Here is a 22,304-nt window from a genome sequence, read left to right as displayed (position 1 = left end):
CGTCGTCGAGGGCGACGACGCGGGTCTCGCCCTCCCCGTAGACCTTGTTCAGGCCGGTGGCGCGGGCGGCCGCCCGGCCGGTGCGGACGGCGGTTGCGGGGAACGTCACGTGGACTCCTGGGGACGGAAAAGCGGAAAATCTGACTCCTTTCCATCCTCCCAAGCCGTTCGAAGGCGATGTGTATGCCGGGGGGACGGTCGGCCCCCGCCGACCCGGTGGGGCGGCGGGGGCGCTCTCCTCCTCAGGTATGACCCGCCGCTACTCCACCGCCACGCCGAAGGCCGTCGCCAGCCCGGCCAGACCGTTCGTCACCGCCCGGCCGGACGGGCTGAACTCCCAGCCGCCGTCGGCCCGTCGGAACGCGCCGAGCAGCATCGCGCTGTCCGGCACCCCGCCGGTGCCGCCCGCCCACTCGGCCGGACCGCCCGCACCCGGCCCGTACGCGGCGGCGACGGCCAGCCCGTGCACGTACCCCAGCGGTACCGCCGGCGGCTCCTCCTCCTCGGTGGAGACGGCGACCACCACCTCCTCCACCGCGACCGGCAGCCGGTGCAGGTCCAGCGTCAGCCGGGCCGCCCGGGTCGGCTCGCCCGGCACCGAGCGGGTGGGGTGCAGCCGGACGGCGCCGTCCGGGTCCTGCGGGCTGTTGAAGAACACGAAGTGCTCGTCGCTCAGCACCCGGCCGCCGGCGCACAGGAAGGCGGTGACGTCCAGCTCCACCGCGTCCCCGCCGGCCGTCCGGCTCTGCCAACTCACCGTGAGGGCGGTCTCCCGCCCGGCGGGCTCGGCCTCCTTCGACCCGCTGCCCGCCGCCGAGGCACCGCCGCCGAGGCGGCCGCGCAGGCCCTGCTCGGCCAGCAGCTCGACCAGCTCGGGCCCGCTCACCAGGGCCAGCGGCTTGCCCTCGATGTAGCTGTACGAGCCGCGGCCGAAGCCGGCCGTGGTGACCAGGATGCCCTTGATCGCGCCGTGGTGGCGGACGGTGGACTCCAGGTCGCGCACCGCCGTCGGCGGGACGGTCTTCTTGTAGCGCTTGGCCTGGATCACGATCGTGCCGCCGGTCACCGGGTCCAGGTCCTCGGCGACCACGTCCACCCCGACGTCGCCGCTGCGGGCCGTGGTCATCACCCGGAACCCGCGCAGCCGGAACAACTCGGCGATCAGCTCCTCGAAGTCCAGCGGATCCATCTCGAACAGGTCCGGCTCGTCCTCGCCGCCCTGCCCGGCCAGGCTGCCGCCGACCGTCTCCGGCCGCCGGTCCGGCCGCACCTCGTCCAGCCGCTCCGGTCGGGCCGACAGCCGGCCGCCCAGGCCCAGGAAGCACTCCACCGGGTCCACCCGGTCCAGCGCCAGCCCGGCGAACCCGGCCCGGGCCGCGGTCAGCGTGGACACGAAGCGCTCGGCCTCCCGGCCGGTCGCCGGGTCGATCCCGGGCACGAAGCCGTTCACCACCACCGAGTCCAGCAGCCCGTCCCGGTCCGCCCGGAACACCTCCGCCACCACCCGCAGCGCCGACTGCGCCAGCACCCCCCGGTACAGCGCCTTGCGCTCCGTCGCCGGGCGGGCCACCTCGGCCTCGCGGTCGTCCGACTTGACGTACCGCACCCGGCCGGCCGCCGGCACCACGTCCGGCCCCGGCAGCTCCCAGTCCACCACCAGCTGGCGGCCCGCCGTGTCGAAGGCCGCCACCAGCCGGTGCGGGAAGCCCTCCGGCCAGGCCGCCGAGGCGTACAGGCCCGCCGTGAAGTACTCCTGCACCGCCTCCGGCTCACCCGCCCGCAGCCTGCGCAGCAGCTCCTCCGTCCGGGCCCCGCGCTCCTGGTCCTGGTGGCGGAAGCGCTCCGCCCAGGCCAGGTACTCCTGGTGGTACGCGGCCAGCCGGCGCTGCCGGTCCGCCTCCCGCGCCTGCGCGGCGTACCAGTCCTGCTCGAACCGGGCCCGGGCCTGGGCCAGGTACTGCTCGTACTGCCGGCGCACGCCCGGGTTGCGGGCCTGGACCTCGTCCGGCGGCGGCACGAAGTAGTGGGCGGAGGCCTGGTCGGGCATCGGCACCGGCTCACCCAGCGGGCCCGGATCGAACGGCGGTACCGCGCTCGGCGCCAGCAGCGCCTGCGGACCGAACGCCGGGGCGGCCAGCCCGGCCGCCAGCAGCCCCCTCAACTCCCCGACCCTGGTGTCCAGTTCGGCCGTCCGCCGGGCCACCTCCGCCTCCCGCGACTGCTGGTACGCGCGCTGCGCCTCCCGCTCGTTGCGGGCGGCCGCCCGCTGCGCCTCGCGCTGCTCCCGCTCCCGCCGGCGCTCCTGCGCCGCCTCGGCGCGCCACCGGGCCTCCTCCCGGCGCTGCTGCTGCCGCTGCGCCTCCGCCCAGACCGCCAGCACCCCGTTGCTCCGCCGCCCCGACACCGTCCGTCCACCCCTCTTCGCCTCGCGCCGACCCCGGCCGCACGACCTGGCCTCCCGGCCACGCCGCCGACCGCGCCCGCCACAATAGAGCGTGGACACCCCACCCGGCCAAGCCCCTGCGACCTGCGGGCCTTTCGGCCGCCGGGGCGGGCGGCGAGGGGGAGCGGAAGCAGCGTTGTCGGTGCCGGCGGGTAGCCTCGCCTGATCGAGGACCTACAGGGAGGGATGCCCGTGACGATCCCCGCACCGCAGCACCCGGACCGGCCCGGGGGCTGGATCTCCACCGGCCTGAGCTGGCAGGACGGCCGCGCCCTGCTCGGGGCCGCGCGCGGCGCGCAGGTGCACGAGCGCGCCGTGGTGCCGGGCGCGGAGGTCGGCTGGCTGCTCGGTGGCCCACGGCGCTGCACCGGCGCCTGGCTGGCCGGGGCGACGGAGCGCACGCCCTGCCCGCACCACGCGGTGATCGATCCGGACGGCGGCGCGACGCAGTGCCCGGCCTGCCAGAGCGTGGACCGCGGCCTCGCCCTCGCGCGCGACCAGATCCTCGACGACGGCCGCACCTACCTGCTGTACCTCGCCTGGTTCGGCGAGGGCCTGCTGAAGGTCGGCCTGACCGCCGAGCAGCGCGGCGACAGCCGGCTCCTCGAACAGGGCGCGCTGGCCTACGCGTTCACCGCCCGGGGCGGCCTGCCCGCGGTGCGCCGCGCCGAACTCACCGTCGCCGCCTCGGGACTGGCCCGCGAGCGGTACAAGTCCCGGCTGAAGGCCGACCACTGGTGGTCGCACGGCGATGCCGGGTACCGCCGTACGGTGCTCACCGAGGCCCGTGCCCAGGCGCACCGGCTGCTGGACGGCCACGCCGTGGAGCTGCTCGCGGACCGTCCGGTGGTCGACCACGTGGAGCGCTACGGCCTGGCCGGCGGCGCCCCGGAGGCCTACCGGGAGATCGCCGGGCTGGCCGACGGCGCGGTCGTCGCGGGCCGGCTGCGGGCGCCGATCGGCAAGCACCTCTTCCTGGACCAGCCGGACGGCTCCGGCCCGCTGCTGCTGGACACCCGGCGGCTCACCGGCTGGACGCTCACGCCCGTCCCCGGCCGCCCGTCCGAGGGGTTGGCCCTGCGGGAGCGGGTCCGTCCGCCGGAGCCGGACACCCAGGAGGCGCTGTTCTGACGCTGCTCCGTCAGTGCTCCGTCGGTGCTCCGACGACACCGTCGCGGACCTGCTGGAGCGCTTCCTCGCCGAAACGGCCCAGACGGCCGGGACGGCCGGGGCAGTGGGTGCGGCGGCCGGCTAGCCGAGCTTGCTGCGCACCCCGCCCGGCCCGGACCGGGCCCGGCGGGACAGCGGGGGCCGGGACGGGCGGACGTCGGGGCGCGCAGCAAGCTCGGCGGGCTCGGCGGCCCGGCGGGCGAGCGCGGCCCGGGCGGCGGCCAGCGCGACCCGGGCGAGCAGCGGGTCCTCCCGGACTCCTGCCGCGTGCTTGGCGCGCTGGCAGGCGGTGCACCAGACCGGCGAGGCCGGCCCGTCCGGGTACACCATGCCCTCGGGCGGCAGGTAGTGCCCACCGCACTCGACGCACTCGAAGACCAACCTCATCCGACGATCACCGTCCCGGATCCGTGGCACCGACCGCACGGCGACCAGAATTCGTGGACCCTGGGCACCATGCTTCCTTCCTCGTCCAGTTCGACCGTTGCCTCGGTCTTCTGGGTTCCCCCGGACCCGCCGCAGCCGGCACAGGACTGAACCTCGGGCATATGCCGTCCCTCCGTAGCGGAGGACCACCGTAGCGCGATTCTCCGTCAGGAAGCACCGCACGCGGCGATCCACCACCCTTACGGGGAGCGCGAGATGCCCGCGCACGCCCCGCCGCGAAGAAACGTCGGCCCCTCGCGACGAGCACCGAACGCGAGGGGCCGACCGTACAACGGGCGTCAACAACGGGCGTCAAGACACGCCCTAACCACGGGCGGCCCGCAGGAACTCCCGGTTCATCGCCGCGATGCTGGGCAGCGGGATGCCCTTGGGGCAGGCGGTGGCGCACTCGCCGGTGTTGGTGCAGCCGCCGAAGCCCTCGGCGTCCATGGCCGTGACCATGTCCCGTACCCGGGAGGCCCGTTCGGGCGCGCCCTGCGGAAGCACGTTGAGGTGGACCACCTTGGCGGAGGTGAAGAGCATCGCCGAACCGTTCGGGCAGGCCGCCACGCAGGCGCCGCAGCCGATGCACTCGGCGTGCTCGAAGGCGGTGTCGGCGGCCTCCTTGGGGACGGGCGTGGCGTGCGCCTCGGGGGCGCTGCCGGTCGGCGCGGTGATGTAGCCGCCGGAGCCGATGATCCGGTCGAAGGCGGTGCGGTCCACCACCAGGTCCTTGACCACCGGGAAGGCCGCCGCCCGCCAGGGCTCGACGTCGATGGTGTCGCCGTCCTTGAAGTGCCGCATGTGCAGCTGGCAGGTGGTGGTCCGTTCGGGGCCGTGCGCCTGGCCGTTGATGACCATGCCGCAGGCGCCGCAGATGCCCTCGCGGCAGTCGTGGTCGAAGGCGACGGGCTGGTCGCCCCGGGTGATCAGCTCCTCGTTGAGGGTGTCGAGCATCTCCAGGAAGGACATGTCCGGGCTGATCCCGCTGACCTGGTAGGTGGTCATCGACCCGGGTGCGTCCGGGCCCGCCTGGCGCCAGATGCGCAGGGTGAGGTTCATGCGTAGCTCCGCTGGGTGGGGTGGACGTACTCGAAGTCGAGCGCCTCGCGGTGCAGGACGGGCGCCTCGCCGGTGCCGGTGAACTCCCAGGCTGCGGCGTAGCCGAACTCCTCGTCGTGCCGGGCGGCCTCGCCGTCGGGGGTCTGGCTCTCGGTGCGGAAGTGGCCGCCGCAGGACTCGGCGCGGTGCAGGGCGTCCAGGCACATCAGCTCGGCCAGTTCGAAGTAGTCGACGAGCCGGTTGGCCTTCTCCAGCGACTGGTTGAGCTCCTGCCCGGTGCCGGGCACCTTGATCCGGCGCCAGAACTCCTCGCGCAGCCGCGGGATCCGCTCCAGCGCCCTGGTCAGCCCGGCCGCGTCGCGGGCCATGCCGCACTCGTCCCAGAGCAGTTCGCCGAGTTCGCGGTGGAAGGAGTCCGGGGTGCGGTCGCCGTCGACCGCGAAGATCAGGTTGAGCCGGTCCTCGACCTCGGCCTCCACCTCGCGCAGCACCGGGTGCTCGGCGGGCACGGCGGGCAGCGGGTGGCGCGCCAGGTAGTCGTTGATGGTGGGCGGCAGCACGAAGTAGCCGTCGGCCAGGCCCTGCATCAGGGCGCTGGCGCCGAGCCGGTTGGCGCCGTGGTCGGAGAAGTTGGCCTCGCCGACCGCGAACAGGCCCGGGACGGTGGTCTGCAGGTCGTAGTCGACCCAGAGCCCGCCCATCGTGTAGTGGATCGCGGGGTAGATCCGCATCGGCACCCGGTACGGGTCCTCGGCGGTGATCCGCTCGTACATCTCGAAGAGGTTGCCGTACTTGGCCTCGACGGCGTCCCGGCCCAGTCGGCGGATCGCGTCGGCGAAGTCCAGGTACACGCCCTGGCCGCCGGGGCCGACGCCGCGGCCCTCGTCGCAGACGTTCTTGGCGGCCCGGGAGGCGATGTCGCGCGGCACCAGGTTGCCGAAGGAGGGGTAGATCCGTTCCAGGTAGTAGTCCCGTTCCTGCTCGGGGATCTCGGCCGGCGGCCGGGTGTCGCCCTGGGCCTTGGGCACCCAGATCCGGCCGTCGTTGCGCAGCGACTCGCTCATCAGGGTGAGCTTGGACTGGTGGTCGCCGGAGCGCGGGATGCAGGTCGGGTGGATCTGGGTGAAGCACGGGTTGGCGAAGTACGCGCCGCGCCGGTGCGCCCGCCAGATCGCGGTGGCGTTGGAGTTCTTGGCGTTGGTGGAGAGGTAGAAGACGTTGCCGTAGCCGCCGGTGGCGAGGACGACGGCGTCCGCGGTGTGGGAGCGGATCTCGCCGGTGACGAGGTCGCGGGCGACGATGCCGCGGGCCCGGCCGTCGACGACCAGCAGGTCCAGCATCTCGGTGCGCGGGTGGATCTCCACGTTCCCGGCGGCGATCTGCCGGGACAGTGCCTGGTAGGCGCCGAGCAGCAGCTGCTGCCCGGTCTGGCCGCGGGCGTAGAAGGTGCGGGAGACCTGCACGCCGCCGAAGGAGCGGGTGTCCAGCAGGCCGCCGTACTCGCGGGCGAACGGGACGCCCTGGGCGACGCACTGGTCGATGATCTCCACCGACACCTGGGCGAGCCGGTGCACGTTGGACTCGCGGGCGCGGAAGTCGCCGCCCTTGACGGTGTCGTAGAACAGCCGGCGGACGGAGTCGCCGTCGTTGCGGTAGTTCTTGGCCGCGTTGATGCCGCCCTGGGCGGCGATGGAGTGGGCGCGCCGCGGTGAGTCCTGGAAGCAGAACTGGACGACGTGGTAGCCCTGTTCGGCGAGGGTCGCGCCGGCCGCGCCGCCGGCCAGGCCGGTGCCGACCACGATGACCGTGTGCTTGCGCCGGTTGGCCGGGTTGACCAGCTTGGCGTCGAACCGACGCTGGTCCCAGCGCTGTTCGATCGGCCCGCCGGGGGCCTTGGTGTCGGCGACGGGCTCGCCGAGGGTGTAATCGAGGTAGCTCACTTCACCACTGCTCACTTCGCCACTGCTCACTTCGCCACTGCTCACTTCACCACTGCTCACTTCACCACTGCTCAATTGACGACTCCGGTCATCACGGCCACGGGGACGGACAGGAAGCCGACGGTCAGTACCAGCGCCAGGCCGTCGGCCGTCAGCTTCAGGGCCCGGTCGCGGCGGGCGTTGTTGGCGCCGAGGGTCTGCGCGGCGCTCCAGAAGCCGTGCCGGATGTGCAGGCCGACGGCCAGCATCGCGACGATGTAGATCAGGCAGGAGTACCAGTTCCCGAACGAGGCGACGATGTTCTGGTACGGGTGCCCCTCCTCGGCGGCCGGGTTCACGGTCAGCGTGGTGAGGTCGAGGATGTGCCAGACGATGAACAGCGCCAGGATCACCCCGCCCCAGCGCATGGTCCGGGTCGCGTAGCTCGCCCGGCGGCGCTTGTGCACGTACTTGCTCGGCCGGGCGGCGAGGTCGCGCCGGCTGAGCTGGTAGGCGGAGACGCCGTGCAGCAGGACGGCTGCGAGCAGGCCGAGCCGGGCGATCCACAGGAACCACTCGTGGCCCAGGAACGGCTGGCCGATGGTGCGCAGCCAGGCCGCGTAGCCGTTGATGTCGTCGGGGCCGAAGAACACCTTGAGGTTGCCCAGCATGTGTGCGACCAGGTACAGCAGCATGGCCAGTCCGCTGACGGCCATCACCGCCTTCTTGCCGACGGTCGACCGCCACAGGGTCGCCAGGGTGGACGGGCGCCGGGCCGTCCGAGTCGCGGTTGTCATGGCAGCAACGCTAGGGACGGCCACCAGGGTCCGTCCAAGACATGATGCGGCTCACGACGATAGGCAGCAGCTATCGATGCGGCCTATCCTGGCCGTGTGCAGCTCCAGCAACTCCGCTACTTCCTGGCCGTCGCCGAGACCCGCCACTTCACCCGGGCGGCCGAGGCGGCGCACGTGGCGCAGCCCTCCCTCTCGCAGCAGATCCGTTCACTGGAACGGGAGTTGGGCGCGGAGCTGTTCCACCGCACCCGGGGCAACATCGCCCTGACCGACGCCGGGGACGCCCTGCTGCCGCTGGCCCGGCGCATCCTCGCGGACACCGAGAGCGCCCGGCTTGCTGTCCAGGAGACGGTGCAGCTGCGCCGCGGCCGGGTCCGGCTGGGCGCGCCGCCGAGCCTGTGTACCAGCCTGGTGCCGGACGTGCTGCGGGTCTTCCGGGACCGCTACCCGGGCGTGGCGCTGGTGGTCCGCGAGGGCGGCTCGCGCGACCTGGTCCGCTCGCTGGCGGCCGGGGAGCTGGACCTCGCGCTGATCATCACCCCGCCGAGCGGGGACCAGGCGCCCGCCCTCGCCGTCACCGAACTCCTGCACGAGGAGCTGGTGTTGGTCTCCGCCGAGCGGCGGGCCCGGCGCAGGGTCCGGGTGGCGGAGCTCAGGGGGCGGCCGCTGGTGATGTTCCGGGAGGGCTACGACGTCCGCGAGGCGACGCTGGCGGCCTGCCGGGCGGCCGGGTTCGAGCCGGAGTTCGCGGTGGAGGGCGGGGAGATGGACGCGGTGCTGGGCTTCGTCCGGGCCGGGATCGGCCCCGCCGTGGTGCCCGGCATGGTGGCGGCCCGCTCGGGCCTCGCGGTGACCGCGTTCGCCGGGCCGGGGCTGGGCCGCACGATCGCCGTCGCGCACGGCCATGAGGTGCCGCTCACCCGCGCGGCGGAGGCGCTGCGTACGACCCTGCTGGCCCACCTGCACGACGCCGAACGTGACGGCGAACTGCCGCCGGGGACACGGTTGTTGCTGCCGTGATCCGGTGACGTAGCCGTTCCCGCCGAGGTGGTCGTCGCAGGACCGGCGACGACGGCCCCGACCGGATTCCGGTCGGGGCCGTCGAGGGTAAGGGCCGGACCGGCCTCCGGTGCTCAGCCGCCGCCGTAGGTGGACTGGGTGACGGCGAAGACGTTGCGTCCGCCCGTGGTCTCCTGCAGCGACCACAGCAGGTCGGGGTTGGTGGCGTCCTCCCAGTAGGAGAGGCTCTCGCCGCCGCTCACCCAGGCGAAGGTGGCGGGGCCGGCGGTCGGGGTCCAGTAGGAGAGCTTCTTCTGCCCCGAGGAGTTGAACCACCAGCGGCCGTTGTGGGAGGCCACGCCGTTGAGGTTGTACCAGGGCAGTTGGAGGGCCTGGCTGGCGGTCGTCGTCGCGGCGAACGTCGTCGCCCCGGAGGCGAACGGGAAGCGGACCGCCCTCGGCGGGCGGTTGGGGTAGTCGGTGCAGCCGGACTGGCAGGTGTACTCCGCCATCACGATCGACTTGCTGACCCGGTCGAGGGAGACCGACGACCAGACCAGTTTGTCGTTGCTGGTCGTCCGTGCCGTGACCGTGCCGATCTGGGGCAGCACGTAGGCGTAGTTGTGGGCGTAGTAGGAGCCGTCGGACTGGCGGCCGATCTGGTCGGCGGTGCCGCCGGTGGAGGTGTTGAGGATCTTCCGCATGTCGAAGACGCGCATGCCGCGCCCGGTGTCCGCGACGTAGAGGTGGTCGCCGTACCACGAGACGCCGCCGGCGTGGATCGGGATGTCCTTGAAGTCCGGGGCCGTCGCGGTGCCGGTCGGCTCCACGAGGAGGATCTTGCGGTAGGCGTTGGGGTAGGTGGCGTCCCAGTCGACCAGGGTGATCCGGCTGCGCTGCTGGGCGCCGTCGCAGCCGTCCTTGGTGTACCAGCTCACCAGCACGAGCTGGTGGCCGTCGTAGTTGCCGCTGTCGGCGGTGCCCACGGCGTCCCGGCTCGTGGTGATGCCCTGGGGGACGCTCTGACAGTCGGAGTTGTCGCCGTCGTCGAACCGGAAGCCGGTGGACAGGCCGCTGACGGAGAAGGACGAGGGGAGTGCCTGCCGGTCGTGGTTCGCGTGCTCCATCACCGTGTGCACGGCGGAGGTTCCCAGCGCGGTGACCAGGGCCGAGTCGAGCGTGTCGAACTGGTGGTAGTCCGCGGCGAGGGTGTAGTCGGATGCGGGCAGGGCCGTCGGTGCGGCGGCGGCGGCGGCCGTCGGCGGTGCGCCGACGAGCGCGCCGGTGACGAGTAAGCCGGCCGCGAGCAGCGCGCGTGCCGCTGTTCTGGCGTGACGGATCATCAAGTGGACCTCTCCGCAGTGATGGATCAACGGATCATCCACGATAGGGCCTGTCCTCGGGGCGCGTTGAGCATGCCCGCACCATCCCGAGCAGGGCGGGATCGCGCGCGAAGGCCCGACGCGCGGGGGTGCGCTCCGGGCCTTCGGGCGGCTGTGGCGTCAGGCCGGCAGCACGGCCTCCAGGGCGGCGACCAGCTCGTCCGACTCCGGCTCGACGCGCGGCCGCAGCCGGGCCGTGACGGTGCCGTCCGGCGAGATCAGGAACTTCTCGAAGTTCCAGGTGACGTCACCGGCCTCGCCCTCGGCGTCGGCGACCTGCGTCAGCTGCTGGTACAGCGGGTGCCGGTCGTCACCGTTGACGTCGAGCTTCTCGAACAGCGGGAACGTCACTCCGTAGGTGGTGGAGCAGAAGGTCTGGATCTCCTCGGCGCTGCCCGGCTCCTGCCCGGCGAACTGGTTGCAGGGGAAGCCCAGCACGGTGAAGCCCCGCCCGGCGTAGCGCTCCTGGAGCCGCTCCAGCCCGGCGTACTGCGGGGTCAGACCGCACTTGGAGGCGACGTTGACGATCAGCAGGGCCTTGCCCTTGTGGTCGGCCAGCGAGGTGGGCTCGCCGGCGAGGGTGCGCAGGGGGATGTCGTACAGGCTCACGGTGGTGGTCCTTTCGGCAGGTCGGCAGCGGGTCTTCGCCCGGGCACACGGTAGCGGCCCCGGACGGCTCAACCGTGCCGGCGCCGCCGGTGTTCCAGGAGCGCGGGGGCGTACGGAGCGGCTCGTACGCCCCCGCGCACCAGGTCAGGGCGCCACTCGTCAGAGCGCGAGCGGCCTGATCGCCGTCGGCGCGTGCTCGGGGAGGGTGGCGAGCTCCTCGAACTCGTTGACCTTGTCGATGTCGTTGCCGCTCATCGCGATGTTGGTGACCCGCTCCAGGATCGCCTCGACCACGACCGGCACGCGGAACTCGGCGGCCAGCTTCTTGGCCTCCTCGAAGGCCGGCAGCAGGCCCTCCGGCTCGGTGACCCGGATCGCCTTGCAGCCCAGGCCCTCGGCGACCTTGACGTGGTCCACGCCGTAGACGCCCAGCTCCGGCGCGTTGATGTTCTCGAACTCCAGCTTGACCTGGAAGTCGATGTCGAAGTTGCGCTGCGCCTGGCGGATCAGGCCCAGGTAGGAGTTGTTCACCAGCACGTGGACGTACGGGATGCGGTGCTGGGCGCCGACCGCCAGCTCCTCGATCATGAACTGGAAGTCGTAGTCGCCGGAGAGCGCGACGACCTGGCCCTCGGGGTCGGCGGTGGCGACGCCCAGCGCGGCCGGGATGGTCCAGCCGAGCGGGCCGGCCTGGCCGCAGTTGATCCAGTGCCGCGGCTTGTAGACGTGCAGCATCTGGGCGCCGGCGATCTGGGAGAGGCCGATGGTGGTGACGTAGCGGGTCTCCGGCCCGAAGGCCCGGTTCATCTCCTCGTAGACGCGCTGCGGCTTGAGCGGCACGTTGTCGAAGTGGGTGCGGCGCTGCAGCTTCGCCTTGCGCTCCTGGGTGGAGGCGGCCCACGCGCTGCGGTCCTTGAGCTGCCCGGCGGCCTTGAGCTCCCCGGCGACCTGGACGAACAGCTCCAGTGCGGCCTTGGCGTCGGAGGCGATGCCGAGGTCCGGCGCGAAGATCTTGCCGATCTGGGTGGGCTCGACGTCGACGTGGACGAACGTGCGGCCCGCGGTGTAGACGTCCAGGCCGCCGGTGTGGCGGTTGGCCCAGCGGTTGCCGATGCCGAGGACGAAGTCGGAGGCGAGGAAGTTCTCGTTGCCGTAGCGGTGCGAGGTCTGCAGGCCGACCATGCCGGCGTTCAGCTCGTGGTCGTCCGGGACGATGCCCCAGCCCATCAGGGTCGGGATCACCGGGACGCCGGTGAGCTCGGCGAACTCCAGCAGCAGCGCGGAGGCGTCGGCGTTGATGACGCCGCCGCCGGCCACGATCAGCGGGCGCTCCGACTCCTGGAGCAGCGCGATGGCCTTCTCGATCTGGATCCGGTTGGCGGCCGGCTTGTAGACCGGGAGCGGCTGGTAGGCCTCGGGATCGAAGTCGATCTCGGTGAGCTGGACGTCGATCGGCAGGTCGATCAGGACCGGGCCCGGCCGGCCGGAGCGCATCAGGTGGAAGGCCTGCTGGAACACCCCGGGGACCTGCGCGGCCTCCAGCACGGTGGTGGCGGCCTTGGTGACGGGCTTGGCGATCGAGGCGATGTCGACGGCCTGGAAGTCCTCCTTGTGCAGCCGGGCGACGGGCGCCTGGCCGGTGATGCACAGGATCGGGATGGAGTCGGCGACCGCCGAGTACAGGCCGGTGATCATGTCGGTGCCGGCCGGGCCGGAGGTGCCGATGCAGACCCCGATGTTGCCGGCCGTGGCGCGGGTGTAGCCCTCGGCCATGTGCGAGGCGCCCTCGACGTGCCGGGCCAGCGTGTGTTTGATGCCGCCGGAGGCCTTGAGGGCGGCGTAGAACGGGTTGATGGCTGCGCCCGGCACACCGAACGCGACCTCAACGCCTTCGAGCTTGAGGATCTCCACGGCCGCGCGGGCGGCTGTCATACGAGGCATCGGGTCTCTCCTGCGTCGGCCCGCAGTGGCTCGGAGGGCTCATCTCCTGAATTCCACCATACGGAAGAACGGTTTCTGTATGTGGAAACAAGGTAGGGCGGGCTCCGTCGGGGCGTCAAGGGGAACTTCAACAGAATGTGTCAGTCCGCGCCCGGGCGGAATTGGCGGGTCGACCAGGAGGAATCCGTACGAACGAGCGATGGTCGTGCAGGTGTACGGGAGGAAGCGGACGCTCCGCGCCGGGAAGCGCGCCCGGTGTGCAGTGCCCGTGAAGGGACGGTGTCCGAGGTCGGCCCGCCCCGTCGGCCTGGGTACCGTCGGTGGCACGCCGGGCCTGTGACGTCCAACTGAGGCCGCGGCAGGGGGGTTTGGGAGCGCCGACGACCGGGGGAACGTCGCCGGCGGCCCGTCCAGGACCGCGGGCCCGGTCCGCCGCACCCGAGCGAGGGACACCCCCTGACCGCACCGACCCGACACCCGCCGCCGTCCCGCGGCCCGCCCGGGCCCGCGGCCGCACCGCAGTCGTCGCCCCGCCGCGGTCCCCTCCGCTCTCCCCCTTCCGCCCGCTCCGCCCGCTCCCTCGTCCTCCCGCCCTGCAACCTCCGCCCTGCAACGGCGTGCCCGCGGCGGCGGGCGCGCGGAAGGAACGTCCCCATGCGCTGCTGTACCCCTGCCCGACTCCCGGCGGTGACCGGGTGAACCGGCCGCCCCACCGGAGCGAGAGCCCGCCGGGCCGCCCCCGGAAGAACGCCCCGCCGGGCCGGCCCCGGCCCGCGCCCGCCGTGCTGCGCGCCGTCCCCTGGCGCCACGACCTGCCCGCCTCACTCGTGGTGTTCCTGGTCGCCCTCCCGCTCTGCGTCGGGGTGGCCGTCGCCTCCGGCGTCCCGGCCGAACTCGGTCTGGTCACCGGCATCGTCGGCGGCCTGGTGGTCGGCGCCCTGCCCGGCAGCAGCCTGCAGGTCAGCGGGCCCGCCGCCGGACTGACCGTCCTGGTCGCCGACGCCGTCCGGGAGTTCGGCACCGGCGCGCTCGGCCTGCTGGTGCTCGCCACCGGCCTGCTCCAGCTGGCGATGGGCGCCCTGCGGCTCGGCCGCTGGTTCCGGGCGATGTCCGCCTCGGTGGTGCACGGCATGCTGGCCGGCATCGGACTGACCCTGGTGTTCGGCCAGCTCTACGCACTCGCCGACCGCCGCGCCCCCGCGACCGGGCCGGAGAAGATCGCCGGACTGCCCGCCCTGCTGACGGACGTCCTCACCGCCGCGGCCACCCCGAGCGCGGCCGCCCTCGGCCTCGGCACCCTGCTGGTGCTGGTCGGCTGGAAGTACCTGCCGGAGCGCGCCGCCCGCGCCGTCCCCGCGCCGCTGGCCGCCGTCGGGCTGGCCGCCGCCGTCACCGCCGCCGCGGACCTGCCCGTCGCCCGGGTCCGGGTGGCCGGGCTGCTCGACGTCGTGCAGCTGCCCGACCGCGACTCCCTGGCCGCCCTCGTCGGCCCCGCCGGGCTCGGCACGGTCGTCGCCTTCACCCTGATCGCCTCCGCCGAGACGCTGTTCAGCGCCGCCGCCGTCGACCGGATGCACCACGGCCCGCGCACCGACTACGACCGCGAACTCACCGCCCAGGGCCTCGGCAACGCCGTCTGCGGACTGCTCGGCGCGCTGCCGATGACCGCAGTGATCGTCCGCAGCGCGGCCAACGTCCAGGCCGGCGCCCGCACCAAGGCCTCCCGCGTGCTGCACGGCTGCTGGCTGCTGCTGTTCACCGCGCTGCTGCCCGGCGTGCTCGGGCTCGTCCCGCTGACCGCGCTGGCCGCCGTCCTGGTCCACGCCGGCGCCAAGCTCGTGCCGCTGCGCCGGATCGCCGCGCTCTGCCGCGGGCACCGGGGCGAGGCGCTGGTGCTCGTGGTGACGGCGGTGGCGATCATCGCCACCGACCTGTTCGAGGGGGTGCTGATCGGCGTCGGCCTGGCGGTGGCCAAGTCCGCCTGGCAGACCTCACACCTCCAGATCGCGGTGGAGGAGCTGGTCCTGCCGGCCGGCGAGGCGCTGCACCGGGTCCGGCTGAGCGGCAACGCCACCTTCCTGCGGCTGCCGCGGCTGCTGGACGCCCTGGAGCGGCTGCCGGACGACCGGCCGGTCGAACTGGACTGGTCCGGGCTGCGCCACCTGGACCACGCCTGCACGCTCGCCCTCACCACCTGGGCCGACCAGCACCGGGCCCGCGCCACCGCACCGCTCGCCGTCGACCCGCCGCTGCCTTCGGTGGCCTGACGGGCGTGCGTGGTTAGCCTGATCGCGGCCCGGGTGGTGTCCGGGCCGCGATCGGTCGGTCTGGTCGAGTCAGCCCGCCGAGGTCCGCTGCGCGGCCGGTTCCGCCGCTTCGGCCGCCGCCGGCTCGCGGCTGAGCAGCCGGTCCACGGCGTACGGGCCGGAGCCGAGCACCGCGATGGCGAGGAAGGCCCAGCAGAACATCACCGAGGCCTCGCCCCCGTTCTGCAGCGGGAGCAGCGCGTGCTCCTGGTGGACGGTGAAGTAGGCGTAGGCCATCGAGCCGGAGCAGAGCAGGGCGGCCGTCCTGGTGCCGGCGCCGAGCAGGACCAGGACGCCGCCGACCAGCTGGATCAGCGCGGCCCACCAGCCGGGCCACTGGCCCAGCGGGACGGTGCCGCCGCCCTTGGCGCCGCCGAGGACGCCGAAGAGCGAGGCGGCGCCGTGGCAGGCGAAGAGCAGGCCGACGACGATCCGAAAGGCCGTCAGGACCAGTGGCCTGGCGGCCTCGACGGCCTGGCGGGGGGTGGTGAGAGCGTTCGAGGGCATGGGGAAGCGCCTCCAGTGCGGGGGAGGGGGGAACAGGGCGGTAAGGCTAGGCTTGGTTTTGTTTAATTGTCAATGGTCAGTCAGAAACTGTCACAAGCCGGCAAGGCCGATCGGCCGGATTTGGCGCGAACGCGTAATCCCGGTGACACCCGCTGATCACCAGGAGGTTTCCGCCGCGTCGTGTGGGCAAGACACGGTTTCGGCCGGAACCGACATCACGAAAGGCGGACGCGCACCCCATGCCGACCGCACCGCACGCCGGGCCCCGGGTGGGCCCCCGCCCACCGTCACCCCGGCGAGGCCGCTGGGGCGAACACGGGCTCGCCTGGGCCTTCCTGGTGCCCTCCCTGGTGGTCTTCGTCCTTTTCATCGGCTACCCGCTGGGACGGACGATCTACCTGAGCGGGCACGCCAACGACCTCTTCGGCGCGCCCTCCCGGTACGTCGGGCTGAAGCACTACACCGACCTGCTGGCCTCGGCGGACTTCCGCCGCACCCTCGTCACCACGGCACTGTTCACGCTGCTCACCGTGGTGCCCGGGGTGCTCGGCGCGCTCGTGCTGGTGCTGCTCCTGGAGAACCGGATCCGGGGCGTACGGCTGCTGCGCTCCGCCTTCGCACTGCCCTTCGCCTTCTCCGTGGCCAGCGCGTCGGTGGTCTTCGCGGTGTTCTTCAACCCCGCCAGCGGGGTGCTCAACGGCCTGCTCTCGCACCTCGGCCTCGGCCCGATCGGCTGGCTGACCGACTCCCGGTACGCGCTGGTCTCGGTGGCCGTCACCACGGTGTGGATGAACCTCGGCTACAACGTGCTGGTGCTGTCCGCCGGGATCGGGTCGATCCCGGGGGAGATCGTGGAGGCGGCCCGCATCGACGGCGCGTCGGGCCTGCGGCTGGCCCGCTCGATCACCGTCCCGATGCTCGGCCCGAACCTGTTCTTCCTGACCGTGGTCTCCACCGTCCACGCGCTGCAGAGCTTCGGCCAGATCCACATCCTCACCAAGGGCGGGCCGGACGGCTCCACCCGGACCCTCGTCTACTCCGTCTACGAGAAGGCCTTCGCCTACGGCTCCAGCGACTTCGGCACCGCGAGTGCCCAGGCCGTGGTGCTGCTCGTGGTCGTCCTCGCCTGCACGGCCGTCCAGTTCGGCGTCCTGGAGCGGAAGGTGCACTACGCATGACCACGATCGCCACCACCGACGACGTCGAGGCGCCCGGGGCGCCCCGCCCGCGCACCCGTGTCCTCGCCGGGCGCTCCCCGCGGGACCTGCTCGGCCGCGCCGCCGTCTACCTGCTGCTCGCCGTCGCGGTCGTCACCGTCGCCTTCCCGGTGTACTACGCGATCGCCGGCGCCTTCATGGGCCCGTCCGAACTCTCCTCCTACCCGCCCGCGTTGGTGCCGCACTCGGTCACCGGGCGGAACTTCTCCGGCGCCGTGGACGCGATCCCGCTGGCCCGCCAGTACGCCAACTCGGCGATCGTGGCCACCGTCATCACCCTCGCCCAGCTGTTCACCTCGATCCTGGCCGCGTACGCCTTCGTCTTCCTGCCGCTGAAGGCGCGGGCCGCGGTGTTCGGGGTGTTCCTGGCGACGCTGATGGTCCCGTGGGAGGCCATCATCATCCCCAACTACCTGACGCTGTCCGGCTGGGGGCTCGGCAACACCTACTTCGGCCTGGTGCTGCCCTTCCTCGCCTCCGGGTTCGGCACCTTCATGCTGCGCCAGGCGTTCCGCCAGCTGCCCGGCGAACTGCGCGACGCCGCCCGGATCGACGGCGCCGGCCACTGGCGCTTCCTGTGGCGGATCGTCGTCCCGCTCAACAAGCCGGCGCTGGCGGCGCTGTCGATCTACGTCTTCCTGTCCGCCTGGAACCAGTACTTCTGGCCGCTGATCATCACCCGCACGGCGAACATGCAGACCCTGCAGATCGGCCTCACCTCGCTGCGCGACTCCGAGATGGCCGACCCGGGGCTGATCCTGGCCGGCGTCGTGCTCTCCCTGCTGCCCACCCTCGCCCTGGTGCTCTTCGGCCAGCGCTTCATCGTCCGCGGCCTGACCGCGGGCGCGGTGCGCTGACCCGCCCCTCCCGATCCGTCCCTCCCCACAGAGAGAGAACCCTCGTGAAGAAGAGTGCACGCGCGCTCGCGGCCCTGCTGGTGGCCGGCCTGTCCCTGACCGCCTGCAGTTCCTCCGGTGATTCCGGTTCGGGCTCCGGCGGCTCCTCCGACGCCGCCGCGCCCGGCGCCCAGGCGCTCGACCAGGCCTCCGGCGTCACCGGCGTCGAGTTCTGGCACTCGATGACGGGCAAGAACGCCGAGGTGCTCACCGGGCTGGTCGACCAGTTCAACGCCGCGCACCAGGGCAAGATCGAGGTCAAGGCGCAGTTCCAGGGCAAGTACGACGAGCTGGTGACCAAGTACAAGGCCGCGGTGCAGCAGAAGGGCACCCCCGCCCTGGTGCAGGTCTACGACATCGGCACCCGGTTCATGATCGACTCCAAGCAGACCGTCCCGGCCCAGGCCTTCGCCGACAAGGACGCCTACTCCCTGGACGACCTGGACGCCAACATCCGCAACTACTACTCGGTCGGCGGCAAGCTCCAGTCGATGCCGTTCAACTCCTCGATGCCGCTGCTCTACCTGAACACCGACGCCTTCAAGGAGGCCGGCCTCGACCCGGCGCAGGCGCCCAAGGACCTCAACGAGCTGGGCGAGCTGGCGAAGAAGCTCACCAGGAAGGACACCGACGGCAAGACCGTCCGGTACGGCTTCGGCGCCGCCATCTACGGCTGGTTCGTCGAGCAGCTGCTGGCCGAGTCCGGCACCATGTACTGCGACAACGACAACGGCCGCAGCAACAAGGCCGGCAAGGTCGTGTTCGACTCCGCCCAGGGCGCGCAGATCGTCCAGTGGTGGGCCGACCTGGTCAAGGGCGGCTACGCGGCCAACACCGGCCGCACCACCGACGACGCCCAGGCCGCCTTCAAGGCCGGCACGGTCGCGATGCACCTGGAGTCCACCGGCGTGCTGCGCGGCTACACCGAGGCCGCCAAGTTCGGCGTCGGCACCGCGGCCTTCCCGAAGGTCACCGCCGCCGACCAGGGCGGCCCGGTGATCGGCGGCGCCTCGCTGTGGATCAGCGGCCCCGGCCACTCCGACGCCGAGAAGCGCGCCGCCTGGGAGTTCGAGAAGTGGGTGACGGCCCCCGAGCAGCAGGCCGTCTGGCACACCGGCACCGGCTACTTCCCGGTCAACAAGAAGTCCCTGGACGACCCCAAGGACAAGGAGTGGGTGGCCAAGTACCCGCAGTTCCAGACCGCGATCGACCAGCTGAAGGCCACCAAGCCCACCCCGGCCACCGCCGGCTGCCTGCTCGGCGTGATGCCGCAGGCCCGCAAGGGCGTGGAGACCGCGATCGAGCAGACCATCGCGGGCGGCAAGACGGCCCAGCAGGCGCTGGCCGACGCGGCCAAGGAGCTGCAGCCGGCGATCGAGAGCTACAACAGCTCGGTCGGCTGACCCGCCCCGCCCCTCGACCGCCACGCCACGGCCCGCCCGGCGCACCACACGCCGGGCGGGCCGTCGCGCGTCACGGCGGTAGCGTCACGCCGGGAGCGTCAACCCGGAAGCGTCAACCCGGAAGCGTCACGCCGAGAGCGTCAGGCCGAGAGCGCCTCGCCGTGCTCGCCGTCCGCCGGCAGCGCACACGCGCCGGCCAGCTCGTCCAACGACAGGTCCAGCGCGAAGGCCAGCGCCGCGATGGTGAAGAAGGACGGCGTCGGCGCCCGCCCCGTCTCGATCTTGCGCAGCGTCTCCGCCGAGACACCGGCCACCGCCGCCACCTCGACCATGCTGCGCTCGCCACGCGCCTCGCGCAGCAGCGCCCCGAAGCGCTCCCCACGCTCGCGCTCCCACGGGGTCAGCGGAGTCCTCACCATGCCGCTGAGTGTAGTGGCCCCGGCCGGCTCTACTGCTCGGGCCAGTTGGGCAGGGGGGCCGGGCCGCCGGGCCGCTCGGCGTTCAGGGCCAGGCAGAGGACGACGAGGGTGCTCCTGCGCTCCTCGCTGTAGGAGCCGAAGACGTCCTCCGGCTCGGTGTCGCACGCGTGCTTGGCGTCGCCGTCGTGGACGACCTTGGTGATCTTGAAGTCGGCGTTGGGCTTGGTGCAGCCCACGATCTCCATCTTCGGCTTGGATCCGCCGCCGCCGAGGTCGTGCACGCAGTCACCGGCCTTCGCGGCCTCCGGGTCGGACTTGCCGGCCTGGCCGGCGACGAGCAGGCCGCCGATGATCAGCGCGACCAGGAGGAGCGGTCCTCCCACCCGGCGGCCGATCCGGCGGAGCCGCGAGGGCCCGGCCGGGGGAGGGAGTTCGCCGCCCTCGGCCGTCGGGGTGTGCGGCTCGGCAGCCGTGGGGGTTTCGTCGACGGGGGTGGTCGGCGGGGTCGTCACGTGGGTTCCTTGCGGTCAGATCATCGGATTGCGCCGCCGAACACTAGCGGATCACGGGCGGGCCGGGCGCCACGTATTCCCTGGTGAGCCGCCTGCGCCCGCCGCATCGCTCCGCCTCGCCGACCCCTCGCTGCACTGCCGGGTGGTGATCGTCCACCATCGACCGTGATACAAATACCGGTATAAGAATTGGATCCAGGGGAGTGGTTCACCATGGTCGAAATCAAGTCGGACGCCGCCGTCGACGCGATGCGCGAGGCCGGGCGGGTGGTCGCGAACGCGCTGGCCGCCGTGGAGGAGGCGGCGGCGGTCGGGGTCAGCCTGCTGGAGCTGGACGAGGTGGCGCGGGGCGTGCTGAACGCGGCCGGAGCGAGCTCGCCGTTCCTCGGTTACCGTCCGTCCTTCGCGCCCGTCCCCTTCCCGGCCGTCATCTGTGCCTCCGTCAACGACGCCGTCGTGCACGGCATCCCGGACGGCTACCGGCTGTGCGACGGAGACCTGGTGAGCATCGACTGCGGCGCCATCCTGGACGGTTGGGCCGGGGACGCCGCAATCAGCTTCACCGTCGGCACCGCGCGCCCCGAGGACACCGTGCTGATCGACGCCACCCGGCGCGCCCTGGACGCCGGCATCGCCGCCGCCGTGGTCGGCAACCGGATCGGCGACATCTCCCACGCCATCGGCCGCGTCGTCCGCGCCGGGCGCTACGGCACGCCGGAGGGCTACGGCGGACACGGCATCGGCCGCCGCATGCACGAGGACCCGCACGTGCCCAACGTCGGCCGCCCGGGCCGGGGTTACCCGCTGCGCCCGGGCCTGGTGCTGGCCATCGAGCCGATGCTCACGGCCGGCGGCCGCGACGACTACGACACCGACCCGGACGGCTGGACGCTGCGCACCACCGACGGCACGCGTGCCACCCACATCGAGCACACCGTCGCCATCACCGAGGACGGCCCGCGCATCCTCACGCTCCGCTGAGGCCCACCGCACCCGCTCCGGATCGAACACCCGGCTACGCTCGACGCCATGACCAAAGGTGTGATGTTCGATTTCTCCGGCACCCTCTTCCGGGTGGTCTCCACCGCCGAGTGGCTGGCGGCCTTCACCGCCGCCACCGGCCTCGCCCTACCGGCCGACGAGCAGGCCGAACTGGTGGCCCGGCTGGAGGAGTTCGGCGCGCTGCCCGGTGGCGTGCCGCCGCGCCGGATCCCGCCCGAGGTCCAGCAGGCCTGGGACACCCGGGACTTGACCCCCGAGCTGCACCGCGCCGCCTACACCGCGCTGACCAGGGCCGCCGAGCCGCCCGCCGCCCTCGACGTGGACGCGCTGTACGAGACCCACCTGGCGCCCACGAGTTGGCGCCCCTACCCGGACGCCGCCCCCGTGCTGCGCGAGCTGCGCCGCCGGGGCGTGCCGGTCGCCGTGGTGAGCAACGTCGGCTGGGACCTGCGCCCGATCTTCCGCGCCCACGGCCTGGACGAGCTGGTCGACACGTACGTGCTGTCCTGCGAGGTCGGCGCCCAGAAGCCCGACCCGCTGATCTTCGAGACCGCCTGCGCCCGGCTTGGCCTGGCCCCGGCCGACGTGCTGATGGTCGGTGACGACCGCACCTGCGACGGCGGCGCGCTCGCGCTCGGCTGCGGCCTCCACCTCGTCGAGCACCTGCCCGTCGACCAGCGCCCGGACGCCCTGGCACCGCTGCTGACGGCCCTGCCGAACTGACCCGACGGCCGTGCCGAACTGACATGTCCGGGGTGACGGAGGACACGAGGTGGCGCCCCGCCCGCCCGGAGTACCGTGCGGGCATGACCGATCAGGACTTCACCACCCGCATCACCGTGCGCGGGTACGAGACCGACACCCAGGGCCACCTCAACCAGGCCGTCTACCTCCAGTACGCCGAGCACGCCCGCTGGGAGTACCTCCAGGCGGCCGGGATCCGCCAGGCCGAGCTGGTCGCCAAGGGCGTGGGCCCGGTCGTCCTGGAGACCACGGTCAAGTACCTGCGGGAGCTGCGCGCGGGCGACTCGGTGGACGTCAGCTGCTCGTTCACCTGGCGCGACGGCAAGACCTTCCGGGTGGTGCAGCGGCTGACCCGCGAGGACGGCGTGCTGGCCGCCGAGATCACCGGGGTCGGCGGCATCCTCGACCTGGCCGAGCGCCGGCTGGTCGCCGACCCGCGCGAGCCGCTGCGCGCCCTCGCCTCCGACCCGGCCGTGCTCGGTCTCTGACGCCTCTTCCGCAGCATCCTTCCGAACGCAACGCCCCCACCACCCCACGTCCGCCCCCACCC

Annotated in this window: 20 protein-coding genes; 9 read left to right on the top strand and 11 right to left on the bottom strand. The window is 72.8% G+C overall.

Annotation, left to right across the window (positions count from 1 at the left end; genetic code table 11):
• Positions 1–259: 259 nt before the first annotated feature.
• Positions 260–2,404, bottom strand: a complete 2,145-nt coding sequence (locus OP86_RS28710) for a restriction endonuclease (protein WP_033333826.1) — start codon at positions 2,402–2,404, stop codon at positions 260–262.
• Between the two features lie 231 nt (positions 2,405–2,635).
• On the opposite strand from OP86_RS28710, the gene OP86_RS28705 reads away from it, so the two are divergent.
• Complete coding sequence (locus OP86_RS28705; RefSeq protein WP_157849865.1) at positions 2,636–3,574, top strand: DUF2797 domain-containing protein; 939 nt, start codon at positions 2,636–2,638, stop codon at positions 3,572–3,574.
• 120 nt (positions 3,575–3,694) lie between these two features.
• Here OP86_RS28705 and OP86_RS28700 read toward each other — a convergent pair whose 3' ends face one another.
• The 4 genes from OP86_RS28700 to OP86_RS28685 all read right to left on the bottom strand — a co-directional run bounded on the left by OP86_RS28700 (position 3,695) and on the right by OP86_RS28685 (position 7,817).
• On the bottom strand, positions 3,695–4,000 hold the full coding sequence (locus OP86_RS28700; protein ID WP_030058242.1) for a hypothetical protein: 306 nt from the start codon (positions 3,998–4,000) through the stop codon (positions 3,695–3,697).
• Between the two features lie 363 nt (positions 4,001–4,363).
• Positions 4,364–5,101: a succinate dehydrogenase/fumarate reductase iron-sulfur subunit gene (locus tag OP86_RS28695; RefSeq protein WP_030058241.1), complete on the bottom strand. Its 738-nt coding sequence runs from the start codon at positions 5,099–5,101 to the stop codon at positions 4,364–4,366.
• Positions 5,098–7,041, bottom strand: a complete 1,944-nt coding sequence (locus OP86_RS28690; protein WP_030058240.1) for a fumarate reductase/succinate dehydrogenase flavoprotein subunit — start codon at positions 7,039–7,041, stop codon at positions 5,098–5,100. The genes OP86_RS28695 and OP86_RS28690 overlap by 4 nt, the downstream gene beginning before the upstream one ends.
• A 71-nt stretch (positions 7,042–7,112) precedes the next feature.
• Positions 7,113–7,817 (bottom strand): succinate dehydrogenase cytochrome b subunit, encoded by a 705-nt coding sequence (locus OP86_RS28685; protein ID WP_030058239.1) that lies wholly within the window; start codon positions 7,815–7,817, stop codon positions 7,113–7,115.
• A gap of 96 nt (positions 7,818–7,913) precedes the next feature.
• Here OP86_RS28685 and OP86_RS28680 point away from each other — a divergent pair, with 96 nt between their 5' ends.
• Positions 7,914–8,837, top strand: coding sequence for a LysR family transcriptional regulator (locus OP86_RS28680; RefSeq protein ID WP_030058238.1), 924 nt, complete (start codon positions 7,914–7,916; stop codon positions 8,835–8,837).
• A gap of 113 nt (positions 8,838–8,950) precedes the next feature.
• Here OP86_RS28680 and OP86_RS28675 read toward each other — a convergent pair whose 3' ends face one another.
• From OP86_RS28675 to gcl, 3 genes are all read right to left on the bottom strand, one after another.
• Entirely contained in the window at positions 8,951–10,159 is a 1,209-nt protein-coding gene (locus OP86_RS28675; protein ID WP_030058237.1) for a hypothetical protein, read from the bottom strand.
• Positions 10,160–10,318: 159 nt separating this feature from the next.
• Positions 10,319–10,807: a glutathione peroxidase gene (locus OP86_RS28670; RefSeq protein WP_030058236.1), complete on the bottom strand. Its 489-nt coding sequence runs from the start codon at positions 10,805–10,807 to the stop codon at positions 10,319–10,321.
• Positions 10,808–10,966: 159 nt separating this feature from the next.
• A complete protein-coding gene (gcl, locus tag OP86_RS28665; protein ID WP_030058235.1) occupies positions 10,967–12,739 on the bottom strand; it encodes a glyoxylate carboligase in 1,773 nt (590 codons plus the stop codon).
• Between the two features lie 791 nt (positions 12,740–13,530).
• Between gcl and OP86_RS28660 the strand changes: the two genes are divergently transcribed.
• The gene (locus OP86_RS28660; RefSeq protein WP_030260471.1) at positions 13,531–15,015 is read left to right on the top strand and encodes a SulP family inorganic anion transporter; all 1,485 of its coding nucleotides are present in this window, start codon (positions 13,531–13,533) and stop codon (positions 15,013–15,015) included.
• A gap of 69 nt (positions 15,016–15,084) precedes the next feature.
• Here OP86_RS28660 and OP86_RS28655 read toward each other — a convergent pair whose 3' ends face one another.
• Positions 15,085–15,561, bottom strand: coding sequence for a DoxX family protein (locus OP86_RS28655; protein ID WP_030260475.1), 477 nt, complete (start codon positions 15,559–15,561; stop codon positions 15,085–15,087).
• 239 nt (positions 15,562–15,800) lie between these two features.
• On the opposite strand from OP86_RS28655, the gene OP86_RS28650 reads away from it, so the two are divergent.
• From OP86_RS28650 to OP86_RS28640, 3 genes are read left to right on the top strand one after another with little or no spacing between them, the layout of a single operon-like run.
• Positions 15,801–16,739 carry a carbohydrate ABC transporter permease gene (locus OP86_RS28650; RefSeq protein WP_030058232.1) on the top strand — a complete coding sequence of 313 codons (939 nt, stop codon included), beginning with the start codon at positions 15,801–15,803 and terminating at the stop codon, positions 16,737–16,739.
• Positions 16,736–17,635, top strand: coding sequence for a carbohydrate ABC transporter permease (locus tag OP86_RS28645; protein WP_078589463.1), 900 nt, complete (start codon positions 16,736–16,738; stop codon positions 17,633–17,635). Before OP86_RS28650 ends, OP86_RS28645 begins: the two co-directional genes overlap by 4 nt.
• A 44-nt stretch (positions 17,636–17,679) precedes the next feature.
• Positions 17,680–19,077, top strand: coding sequence for an ABC transporter substrate-binding protein (locus OP86_RS28640; RefSeq protein ID WP_030058230.1), 1,398 nt, complete (start codon positions 17,680–17,682; stop codon positions 19,075–19,077).
• A gap of 140 nt (positions 19,078–19,217) precedes the next feature.
• On the opposite strand, the gene OP86_RS28635 is transcribed toward OP86_RS28640, so the two are convergent.
• Both OP86_RS28635 and OP86_RS28630 read right to left on the bottom strand, forming a co-directional pair.
• Positions 19,218–19,496, bottom strand: a complete 279-nt coding sequence (locus OP86_RS28635; RefSeq protein ID WP_030058229.1) for a helix-turn-helix domain-containing protein — start codon at positions 19,494–19,496, stop codon at positions 19,218–19,220.
• A 29-nt stretch (positions 19,497–19,525) separates the two neighbouring features.
• Positions 19,526–20,008: an LppU/SCO3897 family protein gene (locus OP86_RS28630; RefSeq protein WP_030058228.1), complete on the bottom strand. Its 483-nt coding sequence runs from the start codon at positions 20,006–20,008 to the stop codon at positions 19,526–19,528.
• A 213-nt stretch (positions 20,009–20,221) separates the two neighbouring features.
• Between OP86_RS28630 and map the strand changes: the two genes are divergently transcribed.
• The 3 genes from map (at position 20,222) to OP86_RS28615 (ending at position 22,242) form a co-directional block, all read left to right on the top strand.
• Positions 20,222–20,989, top strand: a complete 768-nt coding sequence (map, locus tag OP86_RS28625; protein WP_030260479.1) for a type I methionyl aminopeptidase — start codon at positions 20,222–20,224, stop codon at positions 20,987–20,989.
• 48 nt (positions 20,990–21,037) lie between these two features.
• On the top strand, positions 21,038–21,733 hold the full coding sequence (locus OP86_RS28620) for an HAD family hydrolase (RefSeq protein ID WP_030260482.1): 696 nt from the start codon (positions 21,038–21,040) through the stop codon (positions 21,731–21,733).
• 83 nt (positions 21,734–21,816) lie between these two features.
• Positions 21,817–22,242 carry an acyl-CoA thioesterase gene (locus OP86_RS28615; protein ID WP_030058224.1) on the top strand — a complete coding sequence of 142 codons (426 nt, stop codon included), beginning with the start codon at positions 21,817–21,819 and terminating at the stop codon, positions 22,240–22,242.
• Positions 22,243–22,304 lie beyond the last annotated feature (62 nt).

Origin of the sequence: Streptomyces novaecaesareae (assembly GCF_000716875.1) — a bacterium.
GTDB classification, from domain to species: Bacteria; Actinomycetota; Actinomycetes; order Streptomycetales; family Streptomycetaceae; genus Kitasatospora; species Kitasatospora novaecaesareae.
Note: the sequence above shows the minus strand (reverse complement) of the source record. Positions and strands in the feature narration are given on the sequence as shown.

Bases quoted from the DNA above. Each gene is read 5' to 3' on its own strand.
- OP86_RS28700 (WP_030058242.1), bottom strand. From the start codon at position 4,000: ATGAGGTTGGTCTTCGAGTGCGTCGAGTGCGGTGGGCACTACCTGCCG.
- OP86_RS28695 (WP_030058241.1), bottom strand. From the start codon at position 5,101: ATGAACCTCACCCTGCGCATCTGGCGCCAGGCGGGCCCGGACGCACCC.
- OP86_RS28685 (WP_030058239.1), bottom strand. From the start codon at position 7,817: ATGACAACCGCGACTCGGACGGCCCGGCGCCCGTCCACCCTGGCGACC.
- OP86_RS28675 (WP_030058237.1), bottom strand. From the start codon at position 10,159: ATGATCCGTCACGCCAGAACAGCGGCACGCGCGCTGCTCGCGGCCGGC.
- gcl (WP_030058235.1), bottom strand. From the start codon at position 12,739: ATGACAGCCGCCCGCGCGGCCGTGGAGATCCTCAAGCTCGAAGGCGTT.
- OP86_RS28655 (WP_030260475.1), bottom strand. From the start codon at position 15,561: ATGCCCTCGAACGCTCTCACCACCCCCCGCCAGGCCGTCGAGGCCGCC.
- OP86_RS28650 (WP_030058232.1), top strand. From the start codon at position 15,801: ATGCCGACCGCACCGCACGCCGGGCCCCGGGTGGGCCCCCGCCCACCG.
- OP86_RS28645 (WP_078589463.1), top strand. From the start codon at position 16,736: ATGACCACGATCGCCACCACCGACGACGTCGAGGCGCCCGGGGCGCCC.
- OP86_RS28635 (WP_030058229.1), bottom strand. From the start codon at position 19,496: ATGGTGAGGACTCCGCTGACCCCGTGGGAGCGCGAGCGTGGGGAGCGC.
- map (WP_030260479.1), top strand. From the start codon at position 20,222: ATGGTCGAAATCAAGTCGGACGCCGCCGTCGACGCGATGCGCGAGGCC.
- OP86_RS28620 (WP_030260482.1), top strand. From the start codon at position 21,038: ATGACCAAAGGTGTGATGTTCGATTTCTCCGGCACCCTCTTCCGGGTG.
- OP86_RS28615 (WP_030058224.1), top strand. From the start codon at position 21,817: ATGACCGATCAGGACTTCACCACCCGCATCACCGTGCGCGGGTACGAG.